The sequence below is a fragment of the Xenorhabdus taiwanensis genome, from assembly GCF_036512875.1.
Classification (GTDB): Bacteria; Pseudomonadota; Gammaproteobacteria; order Enterobacterales; family Enterobacteriaceae; genus Xenorhabdus; species Xenorhabdus taiwanensis.
Genome location: NZ_AP028978.1, coordinates 2107534 through 2126017, shown reverse-complemented (window position 1 = coordinate 2126017; position 18484 = coordinate 2107534). Strand labels below are relative to the sequence as shown.

At 42.1% G+C, this 18484-nt stretch carries 18 protein-coding genes and 1 other annotated feature; of the genes, 7 read left to right on the top strand and 11 right to left on the bottom strand.

Going from position 1 to position 18484, the window contains the following annotated elements; translation table 11 throughout:
- Nucleotides 1-5 precede the first annotated feature (5 nt).
- Together ACE1SE_RS09565 and oppF are read left to right on the top strand one after the other, a co-directional pair.
- A complete protein-coding gene (locus tag ACE1SE_RS09565) occupies nucleotides 6-1004 on the top strand; it encodes an ABC transporter ATP-binding protein (RefSeq protein ID WP_374050700.1) in 999 nt (332 codons plus the stop codon).
- Nucleotides 1001-2002, top strand: a complete 1002-nt coding sequence (oppF, locus tag ACE1SE_RS09560) for a murein tripeptide/oligopeptide ABC transporter ATP binding protein OppF (protein ID WP_374050699.1) — start codon at nucleotides 1001-1003, stop codon at nucleotides 2000-2002. The genes ACE1SE_RS09565 and oppF overlap by 4 nt, the downstream gene beginning before the upstream one ends.
- A 98-nt stretch (nucleotides 2003-2100) precedes the next feature.
- Here the strand turns inward: oppF and ACE1SE_RS09555 are convergent, their stop codons facing one another.
- On the bottom strand, nucleotides 2101-2430 hold the full coding sequence (locus ACE1SE_RS09555) for an HI1450 family dsDNA-mimic protein (protein WP_374053634.1): 330 nt from the start codon (nucleotides 2428-2430) through the stop codon (nucleotides 2101-2103).
- A 150-nt stretch (nucleotides 2431-2580) separates the two neighbouring features.
- A complete protein-coding gene (gene cls, locus ACE1SE_RS09550) occupies nucleotides 2581-4041 on the bottom strand; it encodes a cardiolipin synthase (RefSeq protein ID WP_374050698.1) in 1461 nt (486 codons plus the stop codon).
- A 376-nt stretch (nucleotides 4042-4417) separates the two neighbouring features.
- On the opposite strand from cls, the gene ACE1SE_RS09545 reads away from it, so the two are divergent.
- Together ACE1SE_RS09545 and tonB are read left to right on the top strand one after the other, a co-directional pair.
- Nucleotides 4418-4597, top strand: coding sequence for a YciY family protein (locus ACE1SE_RS09545; protein WP_374050697.1), 180 nt, complete (start codon nucleotides 4418-4420; stop codon nucleotides 4595-4597).
- Nucleotides 4598-4822: 225 nt separating this feature from the next.
- Nucleotides 4823-5512 carry a TonB system transport protein TonB gene (gene tonB / locus ACE1SE_RS09540; protein WP_374050696.1) on the top strand — a complete coding sequence of 230 codons (690 nt, stop codon included), beginning with the start codon at nucleotides 4823-4825 and terminating at the stop codon, nucleotides 5510-5512.
- A gap of 67 nt (nucleotides 5513-5579) precedes the next feature.
- On the opposite strand, the gene yciA is transcribed toward tonB, so the two are convergent.
- Together yciA and ACE1SE_RS09530 are read right to left on the bottom strand one after the other, a co-directional pair.
- Nucleotides 5580-6017, bottom strand: coding sequence for an acyl-CoA thioester hydrolase YciA (gene yciA, locus ACE1SE_RS09535; protein ID WP_374050695.1), 438 nt, complete (start codon nucleotides 6015-6017; stop codon nucleotides 5580-5582).
- Nucleotides 6018-6094: 77 nt separating this feature from the next.
- Nucleotides 6095-6631, bottom strand: a complete 537-nt coding sequence (locus ACE1SE_RS09530) for a septation protein A (RefSeq protein WP_374050694.1) — start codon at nucleotides 6629-6631, stop codon at nucleotides 6095-6097.
- A 236-nt stretch (nucleotides 6632-6867) separates the two neighbouring features.
- Between ACE1SE_RS09530 and ACE1SE_RS09525 the strand changes: the two genes are divergently transcribed.
- Nucleotides 6868-8574, top strand: coding sequence for a SulP family inorganic anion transporter (locus ACE1SE_RS09525; RefSeq protein WP_374050693.1), 1707 nt, complete (start codon nucleotides 6868-6870; stop codon nucleotides 8572-8574).
- Nucleotides 8575-8655: 81 nt separating this feature from the next.
- Here the strand turns inward: ACE1SE_RS09525 and ACE1SE_RS09520 are convergent, their stop codons facing one another.
- The gene (locus ACE1SE_RS09520) at nucleotides 8656-9411 is read right to left on the bottom strand and encodes a YciC family protein (RefSeq protein ID WP_374050692.1); all 756 of its coding nucleotides are present in this window, start codon (nucleotides 9409-9411) and stop codon (nucleotides 8656-8658) included.
- A 486-nt stretch (nucleotides 9412-9897) separates the two neighbouring features.
- Here ACE1SE_RS09520 and ompW point away from each other — a divergent pair, with 486 nt between their 5' ends.
- Nucleotides 9898-10539 carry an outer membrane protein OmpW gene (ompW, locus tag ACE1SE_RS09515; RefSeq protein WP_374050691.1) on the top strand — a complete coding sequence of 214 codons (642 nt, stop codon included), beginning with the start codon at nucleotides 9898-9900 and terminating at the stop codon, nucleotides 10537-10539.
- A gap of 76 nt (nucleotides 10540-10615) precedes the next feature.
- On the opposite strand, the gene trpA is transcribed toward ompW, so the two are convergent.
- The 6 genes from trpA to ACE1SE_RS09485 all read right to left on the bottom strand — a co-directional run bounded on the left by trpA (nucleotide 10616) and on the right by ACE1SE_RS09485 (nucleotide 17210).
- Nucleotides 10616-11422, bottom strand: coding sequence for a tryptophan synthase subunit alpha (trpA, locus tag ACE1SE_RS09510; protein ID WP_374050690.1), 807 nt, complete (start codon nucleotides 11420-11422; stop codon nucleotides 10616-10618).
- Nucleotides 11422-12612: a tryptophan synthase subunit beta gene (gene trpB, locus ACE1SE_RS09505; protein ID WP_374050689.1), complete on the bottom strand. Its 1191-nt coding sequence runs from the start codon at nucleotides 12610-12612 to the stop codon at nucleotides 11422-11424. The genes trpA and trpB overlap by 1 nt, the downstream gene beginning before the upstream one ends.
- Before the next feature lie 30 nt (nucleotides 12613-12642).
- Entirely contained in the window at nucleotides 12643-14007 is a 1365-nt protein-coding gene (trpCF, locus tag ACE1SE_RS09500; RefSeq protein WP_374050688.1) for a bifunctional indole-3-glycerol-phosphate synthase TrpC/phosphoribosylanthranilate isomerase TrpF, read from the bottom strand.
- A complete protein-coding gene (gene trpD / locus ACE1SE_RS09495) occupies nucleotides 14004-15008 on the bottom strand; it encodes an anthranilate phosphoribosyltransferase (protein WP_374050687.1) in 1005 nt (334 codons plus the stop codon). Before trpD ends, trpCF begins: the two co-directional genes overlap by 4 nt.
- A gap of 64 nt (nucleotides 15009-15072) precedes the next feature.
- Nucleotides 15073-15651, bottom strand: a complete 579-nt coding sequence (locus tag ACE1SE_RS09490) for a glutamine amidotransferase-related protein (protein ID WP_374050686.1) — start codon at nucleotides 15649-15651, stop codon at nucleotides 15073-15075.
- Nucleotides 15651-17210: an anthranilate synthase component 1 gene (locus ACE1SE_RS09485; RefSeq protein ID WP_374050685.1), complete on the bottom strand. Its 1560-nt coding sequence runs from the start codon at nucleotides 17208-17210 to the stop codon at nucleotides 15651-15653. Before ACE1SE_RS09485 ends, ACE1SE_RS09490 begins: the two co-directional genes overlap by 1 nt.
- Before the next feature lie 57 nt (nucleotides 17211-17267).
- Nucleotides 17268-17374, bottom strand: a sequence feature (Trp leader region).
- Nucleotides 17375-17601: 227 nt separating this feature from the next.
- Here ACE1SE_RS09485 and rnm point away from each other — a divergent pair.
- Nucleotides 17602-18474: an RNase RNM gene (gene rnm / locus ACE1SE_RS09480; protein WP_374050684.1), complete on the top strand. Its 873-nt coding sequence runs from the start codon at nucleotides 17602-17604 to the stop codon at nucleotides 18472-18474.
- Nucleotides 18475-18484: the final 10 nt, after the last annotated feature.

Sequence of the window (18484 nt, the reverse complement as noted above, 5' to 3'; positions counted from 1 at the left end):
AGCCTATGAATAGCGTAGAAACTTCGAAAAATGTTGAATCACTCTTATCGGTAAGAGACCTAAATGTCGTATTCAGCACTCCTGACGGTAATGTGACTGCCGTAAATAAATTGAATTTTGACTTACAGGCCGGAGAAACACTGGGGATCGTAGGAGAATCTGGCTCTGGAAAATCGCAGACGGCATTTGCATTAATGGGGTTGTTGGCCAGCAATGGTTCGGTCAGTGGTTCTGCCAATTTCAGTGGACGAGAGATCCTCAATCTGAAAGAAAAAGAGCTGAACCGGATGCGGGCCGAAGAGATATCAATGATATTTCAAGATCCCATGACTTCGCTTAACCCTTATATGCGAGTGGGTGATCAATTAACAGAAGTATTGATGTTGCACAAGCGTATGAGTAAAAGCGAAGCTTTTGAGGAATCGATTCGTATGCTGGATGCCGTTAAGATGCCAGAGGCGCGTAAGCGTATGAAAATGTACCCTCATGAATTCTCTGGTGGTATGCGTCAACGAGTCATGATTGCGATGGCGTTATTATGTCAGCCTAAGTTGTTGATAGCCGATGAACCGACAACGGCATTGGACGTGACCGTTCAGGCACAGATTATGACGTTGCTTAACGAGCTGAAAAAAGAGTTTAACACGGCCATCATCATGATTACCCATGATCTGGGGGTAGTTGCAGGTATTTGTGACAAAGTATTAGTTATGTATGCCGGAAGAACGATGGAATATGGCACGGCACGTGACGTATTTTACCGACCTACACATCCATACTCTATCGGGTTATTGAATGCTGTTCCTCGTCTGGATGGTAATGAGGAATCATTGGAAACGATTCAAGGCAATCCTCCCAATTTATTGCGTTTACCAAAGGGATGCCCATTCCAGCCGCGTTGTCAATTTGCCACAGAGCATTGTGTTCGTGAGGAACCCCAGTTGGAGAAATTTGGCCTTGGGCGCTTGCGTGCCTGCTTTAAACGCCAGGAGGAATTAGTATGAGCACAATAGCTGAAAAACGTGTCTTATTGGAAGTTGATGACCTCAAAGTTTATTTTGATATTAAAGATGGGAAACAGTGGTTCTGGCAGCCGGCAAAAACCTTAAAAGCGGTAGATGGTGTTACCTTAAGGCTATATGAAGGTGAGACGCTGGGCGTTGTAGGAGAATCTGGCTGCGGGAAATCAACACTTGCCAGAGCAGTCATTGGGTTAGTAAAAGCATCTGGCGGCGGCGTCACCTGGCTTGGTCAAAATCTGCTGAATATGAATGACAAACAATGGCGGGATATTCGCAATGATATTCAGATGATTTTTCAAGACCCTCTGGCATCGCTGAATCCGCGTATGACCATTGGTGATATTATTGCAGAGCCATTGAAAACGTATTACCCCAAAATGAAAGACGGGGAAGTAAAAGAAAAAGTTCAAAAAATGATGATGCGGGTAGGATTGTTGCCTAACCTGATAAACCGTTACCCGCATGAATTCTCTGGCGGACAATGCCAGCGTATTGGCATTGCCCGCGCCTTGATTCTGGAACCTAAATTAGTTATCTGCGACGAACCTGTTTCAGCATTGGATGTTTCCATTCAGGCACAAGTTGTTAATTTGTTGCAGGAATTACAGCGGGAAATGGGACTTTCCCTGATATTTATTGCCCATGACCTATCAATAGTAAAACACATATCAGACCGCGTTTTGGTGATGTATTTGGGGAATGCTGTAGAATTAGGTACTTACGACGAGGTTTATCATAATCCGTTGCATCCATATACGCGGGCGCTTATGTCGGCGGTGCCGATCCCTGATCCAGACAAAGAGCGTAACAAGCATATTGAATTGTTGGAAGGAGAACTGCCTTCACCGATTGATCCCCCGTCTGGATGTGTATTCCGCACTCGCTGCCCAATGGCTGATGCTGAATGTGCCAAGACTCGACCGTTGCTTGAAGGAAGTTTTAAACATGCGGTGTCTTGCCTTAAGGTTGATCCACTCTAACCCGTTAGATTCTGTTACGAATTAAAATTCAATGCCCTCAAAATCAAAATGAGGGCATTTTTACCGTTCAGGGAGGTGTCTTAGGCAGGGCTGTCTGATTATTCTTTCCATAGGATATGGCAGATGGAGTGAGATTTTTCCCGGCAGATCAAGACACGGGCAAAAATATCATCAATTTCGGCATCGTCTGATTCAGCCAGACCAATAATGACTTCTGAAAAAAAGTTTGGATCCAAATCAAAATCAACATGTTCAAACCAGACGTCTGAAGGTTCCAATAATTCAACACCGCCTCGTTCTTCAAATTGTAAATTAAACAATAGGCTGTCAGCCGGATCGAGATGAGCAAGGGCTTGTTCCAAAAAGATATCATAGGCTTTTTCAAGCGCTTCATCTTCAGTTATTCGGTTATTTAAGTCAAATTTCATAGAATGTGTCGGTTGATTTTCCATGATGCAAGGTCCGAGATTAATCACAAGATAAAATTAAAACATGTTCTGTATTGAATGAATACTGTTATTCGTGATGAAAATATTCATGTTAAGAAAGTGACTGGTCAATTTGTTTTCTGTCATGAATTATAAAAGCGGACTGAAAAAGTAACAGATACGTTCAAGGATACGGTGCCAAACAGGACGTTTTTCCCATTTATTGTTTGCAAGCAATGTTGAACGCATAATATAGTCTTGCTGAACTAGGGTTAAATCATTGCCAAAGTGTTCATCATCAATTACCACTGTAATTTCAAAATTCAGCCACAAGCTGCGCATATCTAAATTGACCGAACCGACCATACTGAGCTGCCCATCGACTAAGACACTTTTAGTGTGCAGCAGACCATCTTCAAATTGATAAATTTTCACGCCGGCTTCCAGTAATTCCGAAAAAAACGCCCGACTGGCCCAGCGAACAAGAAATGAGTTATTTTGGCTGGGCACGATGATACTGACATCAACACCGCGCATAGCCGCAGTGCAAATCGCATGCATTAAATCATCACTGGGAACAAAATACGGGGTAGTAAGAATAAGCTGTTTGCGGGCAGCAAAAATAGCAGTCATCAGGGATTGTTGGATCAATTCATCAGGGAACCCTGGCCCGGAAGCAATAACTTGAGCTATATGACCACTGGTTTGTTCGAAGGGCATAGTGACACACTCAGGTGAAGGAGGAAGATGCCGCTGTCTTGTTTCCATTTCCCAGTCAAAAGCGTAAATGATCCCCAGTGTTGTCGTAACAGGGCCTTCCATTCTTACCATGATATCGACCCATTGACCGACTCCTGCATCTTGTTTAAAAAAACGGGGATCAACCATATTCATGCTGCCGGTGTATGAAATATGATTATCGATCAGAATAATTTTTCTATGCTGGCGTAAGTCCATACGACGCAAGAATAAACGGAAGATATTCACTTTTAGCGACTCGACAAATTCAATACCTGCTTTGCGCATAATATCAGGATAAGGGCTACGGAAAAATTGCCAGCTTCCTGCCGAATCTACCATGATTCGACATTTGACACCGCGTTTGGCAGCGTGCATCAGAGCATCAGTGACCTGATCAACCAGCCCTCCGGATTGCCATATATAAAACACCATCTCGATATTGTATTTGGCATTTTCAATATCATGAACAATCGCTTTTAGCGAGTTATCATAAGATGTCATTAATTGCATTTTGTTGCCTCTGACACCTTTGATCTTTTGTCGACGCTCACACAGTTGAAACAGTGGAGTAGCGACTTCACTGTTTCTATCGGCAAAAATTTGAGGGGAGTTTCTTAACTCGGCTAACCATTTGGCTACTGATGAGCGCATTTGTCTGGCTTGCTCAACCCTGCGTTTGCCAAGATGTAATTCGCCGAATGATAAGTAAGCAACGATTCCGACTAAAGGAAAAATGTAAATAATAAGTAACCACGTCATTGCTGATGTCACTGGACGACGTTTCATCAAAACTCGAATAGTGATACCGGCAATAATCAGCCAGTAGAAAAAAATCGCCAGCCAGCTCAGTACAGAGTAGAAAGTTGTCATATATGGCAATCAACCCTATTTATTTAAATATTTAATGCAGTCATTGCCGTAAGTTTCTAGAAATTCGGGCAAACTATCAACTTAATATCATTAATTGAACAGAATGTAATTTTAGCAAAAAAGCGCTAATTATGATAAATATCATTATTATTTAGCCACTTATAGCTATGGCTTAACTTCATAATCTGTATGCAATATATACAAATTGATATAAATAAATCATGAATGGTTGATGATGGTTATTAATCTGGTGATTTCGAACAATGTACTATTATACCCAGAGTCAGGGAGTAGATTAGCAATGGGTTGACATCGCTAATAGTGACAATTAAGAATAATGTTATCCACTCAATGAGAGAGTCAGTCTGGAATACATATGAAACACAGTAAAAGAGAAGTAGGGCGCTGGAGAATGCACCGACAAGGTATCTGTCGCCGCCGTCGTTGGTTGGAAGGGCAGTCACGTCGTAATTTACGAATATACGCACTGCGTAAGGCAGATGCTTATAAGAGTCGTAGATCGATTCTATTCACCCAGAATGTAGAGTGGATTTAATACCAGTAACCTTATGAAAGCACTTCAACGTAACGAAGTTCATTCAGTTTTTAAGAATTATCCCGAACGATATCAAAAATTATTATTGACGATAAGAGAGTTAATATTTGACGTCGCATCAAAAACGAACTTGCAAGATACAAGCTAAGGATAGATGTTTTTGAATCTTTATTGAATATGATAGTCATTTGCATTTAAACTAATATCTATCTAAAACTGACTATCATGTTGCTAAGCAAGAATTCTCTTATGCGTTGGATACATTGGCCGATACTACTTTCCGTTTGTTTACACATTTCTATTGCTGCGGCACTTTTCCATGCCATTAAACCAGGAGAACAGACAGAAGTTATGCCTATGTCTGTTGCCATGATTCAATTGGCGGCTGAAGAGGCACCTGTCTCCAAATCTGCCGTGCCTGAATCGCTTCCTGAGCCAGAACCTGAACCCATTGCGGAAATTGCTCTGCCTAAGCCTAAACCTGAAAAGAAAAAAATTGTCAAAAAAGAAGTTAAGCCAAGAGAGAAAAAGACAGAAAAAACTTCAGAACAACCGCTGAAATCTATTTCTGATCAAGAAACTCAGACGGCGAAGAATTTGGATGATCAAAAATCGGAGCACCATATCATTAGTGAAAAAGCAGGAGTACAGAGCGGACCAAAGGCATTGAATAGGCCAGATCCCGTTTACCCATCCAGAGCACTACAGTTAGGAACTGAGGGGACGGTAAAGGTAAAATTTGATATTGATGAAAATGGTCGAGTTAAGAATATTGAAATTATTTCTGCCAATCCGAAAAATATCTTTGAACGTGAAGTGAAAAAAGCGATGAGAAGATGGCGTTATGAAAAAATTCCTGCTATCGGGCATATAACGACTATCGAGTTTAAAACGACTGGTGTTTCACAATCTTAACTTACCAAAACGTCTCTTTCCTGAATAGGGGATGTAAAGCATCCCCTAACTTCATCAGCAAAATGAATTATGACTCTGAATCACTGCTTTCCAATTTAAAGTGTCTTTTATCTTCAGGCAAAGGACGGGAAGAGTTATTTTCATCAACGGCAACATAGGTGAAAACTGCTTCTGTTGCACGATAACGCTGACCGACTGGCTCAGAAGCCACTTTTTTCACCCAAACCTCAATATGAATGGTAATAGATGAATTTCCCGTTTTAAGACAACGGGCGTAGCAACATACGACGTCACCTACCGCAACCGGTTTCAGAAAACTGATGCCATTTACGCTAACAGTTACTACGCGTCCCAGAGCAATCTCTTTTGCCAAAATTGCGCCGCCAATATCCATTTGAGACATCAGCCAGCCACCGAAAATATCCCCATTGGCATTAGTATCAGCGGGCATGGCCAGTGTACGGAGAACCAATTCTCCGTTTGGTAAGCATTGTTGTTGTGTCATTAGAAAACTTGCTTTATTTGGTGAATACAACAATACCTGCCGCTGCATCGGCAGGTATCCATATGAAGGTCATTATATTATTTTTGTTCGCGAGGCAGATGACGGTAGATATATACCACACTCAATACAGTAAAGACTAGTGTCAATGCCGTTAATCCGAACACTTTAAAGTTTACCCAAACATCCTGGGGTAGCCAGAAAGCGACATAAATATTTGCTAATGCACAGGCAATAAAGAAGATTGCCCACGCCATATTTAGTTTGTTCCAGACAAAATCAGGTAATTCTAGCTCCTTGCCTAACATCCGTTGAATTAACGGTTTTTTCATCACCCATTGGCTGATAAGTAGTACCAGAGCAAAAATGGCATAAATTACAGTTACTTTCCATTTAATAAATAAATCACTGTGGAAAGCCAGTGTCAGAGTGCCGAAAACAGAAACCATAACAAATGTAATTAAGGATGATTTTTCAACTCTACGATAAATTAGATAAGTAATAACAACAGCTAATCCTGTTGCTGCAATCAAAGCACCAGATGCATAGAAGATGTCGTACATTTTGTAGACGACGAAGAAAACGACTAGTGGCAAAAAGTCTAAAAGTTGTTTCATAAATTTAACCCATTGTGAAGTCAATGATGGCATGTTTTTGAATTTGTGCCAGAGTGTACCAGATCTCAATGAAATGGTTTATTTATCAGGTAAAAAACATTTTTCAGTTGCTTGGATAATTTTATCACAATGAACAACAAGCTAAGTGTGGGAGAGGAGAAGCTTGTGAGTTTTCATTTAGCAACGCATTAACGCATTATAACTAGGTTCCATTTTCACCAAAGGACATAAAGGCCATGTTGTGGGAAAGATTACATCGCTGGATGCCAGGCTTGGGAAATATCTGTCATTATCGTAGAGAATATTTTAGCCATGATATGCGAGCTGGTCTCTCTGTTGCCGCAGTAGCGCTGCCTGTTGCGATAGCTTATGCTGAATTAATGGGGATTAGCGCCATTATTGGTTTATATACCTGTATTTTACCAATGTTTGCGTATGCACTGTTCGGTACTTCGCGGCAGTTGATTGTTGGACCTGATGCTGCAACTTGTGCTGTTATTGCCGCAGCTGTTACACCATTGGCATTGGGGAATGAGCATGTTCGTTGGCAGCTTGCGATAGTTATGACGTTAATGACGGGATTTTGGTGTATTTTGGCTAGCCATTTTCGATTAGGCGCTTTCGCTGATTTTATATCTCGTCCCATTTTAAAAGGCTTTATTAATGGTGTAGCGATTACCATTATGGCTGATCAGTTGGCTAAAGTTTTTGGGCTGTCTGGGTTACCTGTGGAATTGATTGAACGATTGATTGCACTTCCCCGTAAATTATTAGAATCTCACTGGCCGACGGTAGGGGTGTCAGTAATGACGCTGCTGGTACTGCTTAGTGTCCATTTTCTCCGTCCGAGTTGGCCTGCACCCCTAGTGGCAATGATTGTATCGACTTATATCAGTTGGAAATTTGAACTCAGCCAATATGGTATCCAGATTGTAGGGAGTATGGGAAGCGGTTTGCCTATTGTTCCTGTACCCGAATTTGAACCCGGTATCATACGTGATTTAGTTGTTCCTTCCATTAACTTAACGGTGATCAGTTTCGTCAGTTTTATGATGACTGCTCGTAGTTTTGCCAGTAAAAATGGCTACCAAGTCGATGCAGATCTGGAACTTAGGGCACTGGGTATCGCTAATATTGCTTCGTCATTATCACAAGGTTTTGCTGTCAGTGCTGCGGGTAGCCGTACTGCGGTCAATGATGCGCTGGGTGGTAAAACGCAAATGGTGTCGGTGATAGCGGCTTGTGCCATTTTGCTGGTATTACTATTTATGACAGAATTTTTGGTGTATATCCCGCTGTCATCACTGGGTATTGTTTTGATCTTTTCCACTTGGTCTTTATTGAGTTTAAAGAATCTTTGGTCTTATCGGAAACGTAATCGTCAGGCTTTTACTCTGTCAATTTTTACGTTAATTGCCGTCTTGCTGGTGGGAGTGATCGATGGTATCGGTTTTGCTGTTTTGTTGGGGTTATTGCAATTTTTGCGGATAGTTTTTCGGCCTTCGGATCAATTATTGGGAGTAAATGACCAAGGTATGGTTCGTTCTATCCGTCAGCATAATGATATCAAACCTGTAGATGGTATTATGATCTACCGCTTTAATTCTCCTCTCACTTATTTTAACGTTGGATATTTTAAAAAACGCGTCTTACAGCATGTGAACAGTGCTGCAAATAGTCCTGTGTGGTTAGTGGTCGATGCGACGGTTAGTTTTACCTACGATGATGTCAGTGTTTTTGCCGTGTTAGATGAGTTAATCACCGAATTAAAAGAGAAAGGTGTAACATTGGTTTTGGCAGGGCGCAGAACAGAGCTGAATCGCTGGATTAAACAGAACAAACTGAGTCGCAGCGATGAAGATTTGATAGTTGTGCCGGATCTCTATTTTGCTATTCGTTTAATTCAAAGTAAGCGGCATGTGGAGGAAAGACAGGAAAAGTAACTGCGGTTTATTTCTTGCCAGGTTCACCTCACTGCATTGCTGTGAGGTGAACTATTTTAGGTGCTTATTATTCAGTGATTATTAGATACCGTTTATGGTTTTACTTTGTGGTTTGATTAACATATACAAACGGAATAGGTAAATCAGCAACAGGGATGATAAGAAATTATCCAGCACCGATAGCAACATATCGGGCATTTTTGTCAGTAAAAGGGCTAGGATTAGTTTGGCAACAAGCCATAACAGTATTGCTGGGATCAACAACCGCATATGACCAAATGCCAACTTCCAACTATTTTGCATGGCTGCAAAAACATTTTTGCCTTTTTCAAACAAAAAAATAGGAGCCAGTGAGAATGCAATAGAGAACAGTATTCCTGGCAGGATCATTAAAGCGTAGCCGATTTGGACCAACAGGGTACAAATAAACATTAGCAAGAACATCTTAGGTAGTTGTGTTATTGATAATGTACTGGCATGAATGGCATTAGTTTGCTGACCGCTAGAGACAGCACTGATCAGTACCAGCATACTGGTCGTTAATAAGGTACTACCAAATATGTGGGTAAATAAAACTCCGAACATTGTGCGCATTAACATGAACTGTTCGTCTGGCGTTAATTGCATCACGAAACGTTGGATCCCTGTATTGCCGGACTCTCTGACTATATTTTGCAACTCGGCTAATAAATTGATCTGTTCATCATTCGGCATGAGTAAATGCCCCAGCAGTGTTGTCACCAACGCGGCCAAGACAGAGAGGATGACAATATTCAACCATTGGTTCTTTAAAAAGTTGATGCTGTCACGATACAGGGTATTTGCCGTGATGGGCATGAAAGTGGCTCCTATCAAATAAACAACACTAGGACACAATTGTACCTTGTTAGGGGGATTATTGGATACCTAAGATTTACTCCAGTGCTTGATCCTGTATCTTGAGGCTGGTAGGGGTAAGAATTCTTTTTTGCCAAATTTCCTCAGTGTAGATTTTATATAAATGATCAATTCATTAACTTTGTGTTAATAAGTTGATGAGGAGTTGGAATATTAAATAAAGTTTTTTAATATATAATTTCTATTATTATTTATTGTTATTCATTCAAAAATTGACTTCAATATATAAATCATGGATGGCATTAAAATTAATACACAGAAAATTTTGATTTGGATCAATTTAAAATATCCAGTAAATGAAATAATAAAGCGGTAAATACCTTACTTCGCTAAAAATATTTAAAAGATGTGATCTGTCTTAGATCACAATAGTAAACAAACGGGTATATTTCGGACTGTTTTAAAACCACATAAATGGGATGGATAATGAAGAAGATTTCTGCGCTTGTATTGGCTGCTGCTACGTTAGCCCCGTCATTGACTTTTGCCCATGAAGCAGGTGATTTCCTGTTTCGTACAGGTACAGCAACGGTAAGGCCGCATGCGGGTTCCGATAATGTATTAGGATTGGGATCTTTTGGTGTCAATAATAATACTCAGTTGGGTTTAACTTTTGGTTACATGATTACTGATAATATTGGTATCGAATTATTGGCAGCAACACCATTTCAGCATAAAGTCAGTTTACCGAAAGCAGGTGAAATCGCTGAAGTTAAACATTTACCACCAACGCTAATGGCACAATATTATTTTGGCTCTTCAGAAAATGAATTTCGTCCTTATGTTGGAATTGGTGTTAACTACACTACATTCTTTAGCGAAAAATTTACTAATAATGAAACTGTAAAGGGCGCTAAATTAAATAGCCTGGATCTGAAAGATTCTTGGGGTATCGCTGGGCAGGTTGGTCTGGATTATCAACTGAACAAAAATTGGATGCTGAATACTTCGCTTTGGTGGATGAATATTGAAACTGATGTGAAATTCAAAGTTGGCGATGCAGATCAAAAATATAAAACCCGCCTTGATCCGTGGGTCTTTATGTTCGGGGTTGGTTATAGTTTCTAACTAAAGCTACGTGTATTTGACTTTGACATAAGAGAGAACCAATGGGGCGTAATTGCCCCATTTTTTGATGGCGTGCTTATAATTGTGTGGCGTTTTTCATGGCGCGAACAAAATTCATTAATTTTTCCAGCATGATTTTAGGTTGATGCAAGTTATCTTCAATGATTTTAACGATGGCTGAACCTGAAATTGCACCCGCCGCACCGCCATTGAGAGCGCTTATAACCTGTTCTGGTTCTGAAATGCCAAAACCTTGCAGAGCAGGGACTGCATGATATTCTTTTAGCTTGTTAATAATATGATTAAGTGGCTGTTGAGCGCGATTTTCACTACCAGTTACTCCCGCTCTTGATAGCAGATAGGTATATCCCCGCCCAAATGAGGCAACTGCACGCAGTAAATCATTATCTGCATTAGGGGGACAAATGAAGATCGGGGCAATATCATGTTTTATAGCGGCTGAACGGAAAGGCGATGACTCAGATAATGGCACATCAGCCACAAGTACGGAGTCAACACCAGCGCTTTTGCAGCGATGATAAAACTCATCAATGCCATTGTGAAAGACGAGATTGGCGTAAACTAACAGGCCAATGGGGATATCAGGGTGTTCAGCCCGAATTTTAGCCAGCAGGTCAAAACATAATGTGGGAGTGACCCTGGATGATAACGCCCGCAGATTGGCATTTTGGATAGTTGGGCCGTCAGCAAGAGGGTCTGAGAACGGAATACCCAATTCAAGTGCATCAGCACCACCTGAAATTAAGGTATCAATAATATCCAACGACAATTCGGGATTAGGATCGCCGAGGGTGACAAAAGGAACAAAAGCACCTTGTTTTTTGTTTTGCAGCTTCTTAAAAAGTTGTTCGTAACGTTCCATCAAATTTCCCCCCTGGATTTTAAAATATCGTGAACGGTAAATATGTCTTTGTCACCACGGCCAGATAAATTGACAATTAATAATTGTTCCTTGTCTGGAGACTCATGAATCATTTTCAAGGCATAAGCCAAAGCATGAGAGGATTCCAGTGCAGGAATAATACCTTCATTGCGTGAGAGTTTCTGGAAGGCATCCAGCGCTTCATCATCAGTAATTGAAACATAATCGGCTCTGCCGATACTGTTTAAATAGGCATGTTGCGGACCAACGGAAGGAAAATCTAAACCCGCCGAAATGGAATAAGATTCTTCAATTTGCCCGTCTTCTGTCTGCATAATTGGCGCTTTCATGCCAAAGTAAATTCCCAATTTTCCGTGTTTCAATGGGGCACCATGCTCTCCAGTTTCAATACCATGTCCCGCAGGCTCAACACCGATCAAGCGGACATCATTTTCTGGAATGAATTCAGCAAACAAACCGATGGCATTTGAACCACCACCAATGCAGGCAATGACGGCATCAGGTAAACGGCCTTCTTTTTCCAGGATTTGAGCTTTGGCTTCTTCGCCAATCATACGTTGAAATTCTCGTACCATTGTGGGATATGGGTGAGGGCCAGCAGCGGTGCCTAATAGATAATGGGCTTTCTCATAGTAACCTGACCAGTCACGCATTGCTTCGTTACAAGCATCCTTCAAAGTTGCCGAGCCGCTGTGGACAGGGATCACTTCTGCACCCATCAAGCGCATGCGAAAAACATTGGGCGATTGGCGTTCAATATCTTTTGCTCCCATATAAATACGGCACTTTAGCCCCAAGAGTGCACAAGCCAGCGCGGTTGCGACGCCATGTTGACCAGCGCCTGTTTCAGCAATGATTTCATTCTTTCCCATGCGTTTTGCCAATAATGCTTGTCCTAAAACCTGATTGGTTTTATGAGCACCACCGTGGAGCAAATCTTCACGTTTCAGGTACAAACGTGTTTTTGTCCCTTTAGTCAGGTTTTGACACAGGGTTAAGGCAGTAGGTCTGCCTGCATAGTTCTTCAAGAGATCCTGAAATGTATGCTGAAATTCAGGATCTTTCTGTGCGCCAATAAAGGCTTCTTCTAATTGGTTAAGTGCAGGGATCAAAATTTGTGGCACAAATTGCCCACCAAAGTCGCCAAAATAAGGATTCAATTTACTCATTGTTCTACTCATCCATTTTTATCTGAAAAATTAGTGATAACAGCGCAATTGTTGAAACACCTGTTTGATTTTCTGGCTGCTTTTGATACCCGGAGACACTTCAACTCCTGAGTTAAAATCCAGTCCATAACAGCCAAATGTTGCTGCCAGTTGGCAGTTTTCAGCGCTCAGGCCACCAGCCAGAAAACTGTTATGCTGAATTAGTGGGGTGATTAACTGCCAGTCAAATGGTTTTCCTGTGCCTCCTGCTCCGTTATCCAACAATAAGTGATCAACATGAGGTATTGTGGAAACTTCTACAGCATTAGACATATTAATGGCTTTCCAAATTTCACAATGTTCAGGTAGTACCGCGCGTAGGGAGTTAATGTAGTTTTCATCTTCACTTCCGTGCAGTTGAACTGCGGTGAGCGAAAGCTTACGGGCGATATTACTGACAAAATCAATGGGTTGATTTTGAAACACGCCAACATATAGAAGAGAGGCTTCATTGATAATTTGTTGAGCTTTTTTCAGGCTGATTTTGCGCGGTGATTTTTCGGCAAAAATTAAACCACCGTAAACGGCACCCATTTGCAATGCGGCTTTAGCATCTTGTGGGCGAGTCAGGCCACAAACTTTGTTATCACCCAAGATCAGGCGGCGTAAAGCCAGATCTAAATTTTTTTGTGCCATTAAAGAACTACCTATAAGAAAACCATCGGCAAATTGACTTAATTCCCGCACCTGTCGATGCTGGTGGATACCGGATTCGCTGATGACAATAGTGTCTTCGGGTAAACCAACAGACAGTTTACGGGTTCTTTCTAAATCAATGGATAAATCACGGAGATCCCGATTATTGATACCAATAACTTTTGCTCCCAATTTAATTGCCCGTTGCCGCTCATCCTCATTACTGACTTCGGTCAGTACACCCATATCAAGACTGTGTGCCAATGCAGACAATTTACGATACGTATCATCATCAAGAACAGAAAGCATCAGTAAAATGGCATCAGCTTGATAATAACGGGCGAGGTAAACCTGATAGGCATCAATAATAAAATCTTTACACAAAACAGGTTGATGTACAGCAGAACTGACCATTGCGAGAAAATCATAACTGCCTTGAAAGTATTTTTCATCTGTCAAGACAGAGATTGCAGCAGCATAAGGTTGATAAGTTTTAGCAATATGAACGGGATCGAAATCTTCACGAATCAATCCCTTTGAAGGGGATGCCTTTTTGCATTCTAAAATAAAAACAGTTTGCTGATGGGTCAACGCCTGATAAAACCGACGGTGACTTGGAACGATAGCATCAATAAAATTCTCCAGCGGTTGTTCTGCCTTACGAGTAATCAGATATGCCGCTTTATCATCAACAATTTTCTGTAATACGCTGGTTTTCATGATCTGGTCCTTGCTGCCAATGCTGTTACTTTTTCATAAGCTTGACCGCTGTAAATAGTGTTGAGTGCCAATTGAGTATTTTCCCGTAGATCTTCTTGCCCGTGGATTTTCATTAACAGAGCTACATTGGCTGCGACGGCATGAGCATGGGCTTTGCTTCCGCGACCTTGCAATAACATTGCCAGCATGTTGCGGTTTTCTTCAGGTGATCCACCTTTCAGTGAAGATATGGGATGGCTTGGCAAACCAAAATCTGTTGCTGTTAACTGATATTGGCTAATTTCACCGTGATTAAGTTCTGCAACATAGGTTGGTGCGTGTAAGGCAACTTCGTCCATTCCTCCGCTGTGTACAACGGCGGCGCGTTGATAACCCAAAGAGTGTAAAGTATGGGCTATGGGTTCAACTAATTCAGGGCAATAGACTCCAATAAGAGAAACAGGAGGACGAGCCGGATTGATTAACGGACCAAGTACATTAAACAATGTCCGGGTTTTTAGTTGTTGGCGAACTTGCACCGCATGACGGAATCCACTGTGATATTGCGGTGCGAACAGGAAGCAGACACCAATCTCATCCAAGGCACTGCGTGATTCTTCAGCCTGGGCATCCAATGCAATGCCGAATGCAGTTAATAAATCAGATGATCCAGACCGACTGGAAATACTGCGATTTCCATGTTTTGCCACCTTAAGGCCACAGGCAGCAGCAATAAAGGCGCTGGCTGTTGAAATATTGATGCTATTGGAACCATCTCCACCGGTGCCGACGATATCACAAAACGTGTAATCAGGGCGAGGAAAGGGGGCCGCGTTTGCCAGGAATGCCTGGGCCGCGCCCGCAATTTCTTGTGGCTGCTCGCCACGCAGCTTCAGGCTAATTAATATCGCAGCCAGTTGTGTATCGCTTAGCTCACCATGAATAATGGCAGTGAATAGCTGCTGGCTTTCTTGCTGTGTCAGTACCTGAGCACTGAATAATTTTTCAAAAATCAACTGCATTTTCCCATCCCTTCAAGTTTAGTGCCTTTAATTCGATACCTTTAAACTCACTACCTTTAAATTGTTAGCTCAATGCCCAAGTGAGAGTTTGTTCAAGCAGTTTGGCACCTCGTGTAGTCAAAATAGATTCGGGATGGAACTGAAAACCACAAACTTTGTGCTCATCATGGCGTACAGCCATCACAATATCACCGCATGAAGCAGAGACAATCAGCTCTGTCGGAGCGTGCACAGCGGCCAGAGAATGGTAACGAGCAACAGACAAAGGATTTGGTAGACCGGAAAACATATTTTTCCCATCATGAATAGCGGCTGTTGCCTTGCCATGCAGAATTTCCTGAGCAGCAGAGACTTTTCCTCCGTAAGCTTCAATAATCGCCTGATGTCCAAGACAAATTCCGATTATCGGGATCTGGCCTGTCACTTGCTTGATCAATTCAGGCATACAGCCTGCCTGTGAGGGTTTCCCTGGGCCGGGGGATAACATTAAAAGAGGAGATTCCATCTCATTAAGTTTGGCAATAATGATGTCTATTGACACGGTATTGCGATAAATAACGACATGGTGACCATGAGTACGCAGTTGATCCACAAGGTTATATGTGAAGGAATCTACATTATCGAGTAAAAGAATATTAGCCATCAGAATGCCACCTCCATATGATGTGCTTGTGCAATTGCACGAATAACGGCTCTGGCTTTACTGTGAGCTTCATCTACTTCTGACTGGGGAATAGAGTCCAGCACCACACCTACTCCAACTTGAATGGTAGCCTGATCGTTTTCCACATAGGCAGAACGGATTACTATGCAGGTATCAAAATCCCCTTTGCCAGTGAAGTAACCGACGGCTCCGCCATAACTGCCACGCCGTTCTCCTTCATATTCTGCGATGAGTTGCATCGCCCGAACTTTAGGGGCTCCCGTCAATGTGCCCATATTCATACTGGCTTGATAGGCATGGAAGACATCTAAATCATGCCGGAGTGTACCGACAACACGGGAAACCAGATGCATAACAAATGAATAGCGATCGACTTTGGTTAAATCGGCGACATATCGACTGCCTGGTTCGCAGATACGGGCTAAATCGTTGCGGGCTAAATCAACTAACATCACATGCTCAGACATTTCTTTAGCATCCGTGCGCATTTCCAGCTCAATTCGGCTATCGAGATCAGCGTCCAATTTCCCGTTGTTATCGCGTCCGCGTGGTCGAGTACCGGCTATCGGATAAATTTCGATCTGGCGGTTGCTGGCATCATATTTAAGAGCACTTTCTGGTGAAGCACCAAACAGGCAAAAATCCTGATCTTGCATAAAAAACATATAAGGGCTTGGGTTTTGTTTTTTCAACACGTGATAAGCGTTCAGCGGAGAAGGGCATGGCAAGGTGAAACGACGTGATGGAACTACCTGAAAAATATCCCCTTGACGGATAAATTGCTGTAGCTGGCGTACGATATTTGCGTATTGTTCATCACTTTGATTGCAGCCAACAGTAATATCAGGCAGTGTGACAGGTAAGAGTGGCTGAAGTGGGGCTGAAATAGCTGCAACTAAGGTTGCTAAACGTTCTTTAAGGCGTTTTCTTTCTGACTCGGATTCGCCAAACAATGAAGTTTGCAGACGTGAATGTTTATCCTGATGATCGATCACTAATAACGTTTCTGCGAGATAAAAACAGAAATCAGGGCAGCGTTGGTGATTTTTTACTGTAGGCAATGGTTCAAATCCAGCTACTAAATCATAAGCAAACAATCCACCAACAAAAATGGCATCGGGAGATTCTGAGAAGGATGCTAATGCTGCCAGGGCACGCAATGCGTCAAAAACTGAATCGGATTTTAGCCGGCTATCTTCGTCCAGATTGTGCTCAATAGCAGGAAACCGTGCTCGCATAACCTTCGGCTCTGCGTTTAATTGGGCTTTGTCTGCAAGTAAATTCGCGAGTATCGGGATCAGGTTTTGGCCATTTTCAGTGAGTGCTTCAAAAGTAACCTGCCGCCCATTGGCTGTAATGCGCATAGCGCTATCAATGATCAGGATGCTTTTGAGATTCTTTTTACTGTGAATTTCAGCAGAATCCAGCAATAACGTTGCCGGGCGATTACTACAAAGTTGATGAAAAAGCAGTGTTGGATCTGTCTGGTAGAGCGTATCCACCTGATTTATAGAAATACTAAATTCTTTGCCAGTCATCTTCATACCCCGTTTCTAATCTTTATTCATAAGAACTTGCGTTATAAGAAAATAGCTATAAAAAAACCCGCCTCTTGAGGGCGGGTTTTGGCACTTGCGTATCTATTCTTAATTTATGTGCGTGAGCCAACCGCCCTGACTGGGAAGTTGTGCCACCAACGCTTTGATTGCTTAGTTTGCATAAATACGCTCATTTCGGGTGCCTCATCGGTTCAATAGATTTTTGATAAAGGTTTTTTTAGTTAACCCACGTACTAGTAAACTGGTTCGCGGTTTGCTTGTCAATGATTTTTTTTACTCTTGTGTTATCATTACCGCTCTGCGCCTGATAGCGCTTCATATTACTTAATCGATAGTGCCTTTTTCCCATCCGAAAAACAGGTAAAAAACAATGACTGAAGCCGCCAGTGAAACAACAAAACGCTATGATCTGCATAGCCATACGACCGCTTCAGATGGCGTTTTATCACCTGAGCAGCTCGTGGACAGAGCCATTGCCATGGGCATTGATGTACTGGCAATCACCGATCATGATACGACGGGGGGTATTCCGTCAGCTTTAAATCATATTCAGCAAAATAATTTGCCATTAACGTTGATATCCGGCGTTGAAATTTCGACACTATGGCAAAATCTGGAAATTCATATCGTAGGCTTAGATATTGATATCAGCTCTATTTTTTTAAGGACGTTTTTAGCAAATCAGGTTGATTTAAGGCAACAGCGTGGTATTGAAATGGGGCAACGGTTGGCCAAAGCAGGCATTACCGATGCTTGGGAAGGTGCATCTAGATTAGCCAATGGTGGACAAGTCACTCGCGGTCATTTTGCCCGTTATTTGGTAGAAACGGGAGTTGTACCGACTATCCCGAAAGTGTTCAAAAAATATTTGGTAAAGGGCAAAATCGGTTATGTCCCACCGCAATGGTGTACAATCGAGCAGGCTATTGAAACCATTCATCAGGCAGGGGGACAGGCTGTGATTGCCCATCCCGGTAGGTATAATTTGTCGACGAAATGGCTAAAACGGTTAATAGATTGGTTTAAACAACATGGTGGTGATGCAATGGAAGTTGCACAGTGCCAGCAAGCCCCTAATGAAAGACAACAACTTGGTCAACTGGCAAGAGAATATGGATTGAAAGTATCATTAGGATCAGATTTTCACCAACCTTGTTCATGGATAGAACTTGGGCGCAATTTGTGGTTACCCGGTGATGTTGTACCGATATGGCACGACTGGTCACGGCGTGGGGCTGCATAGAAGTATAGAG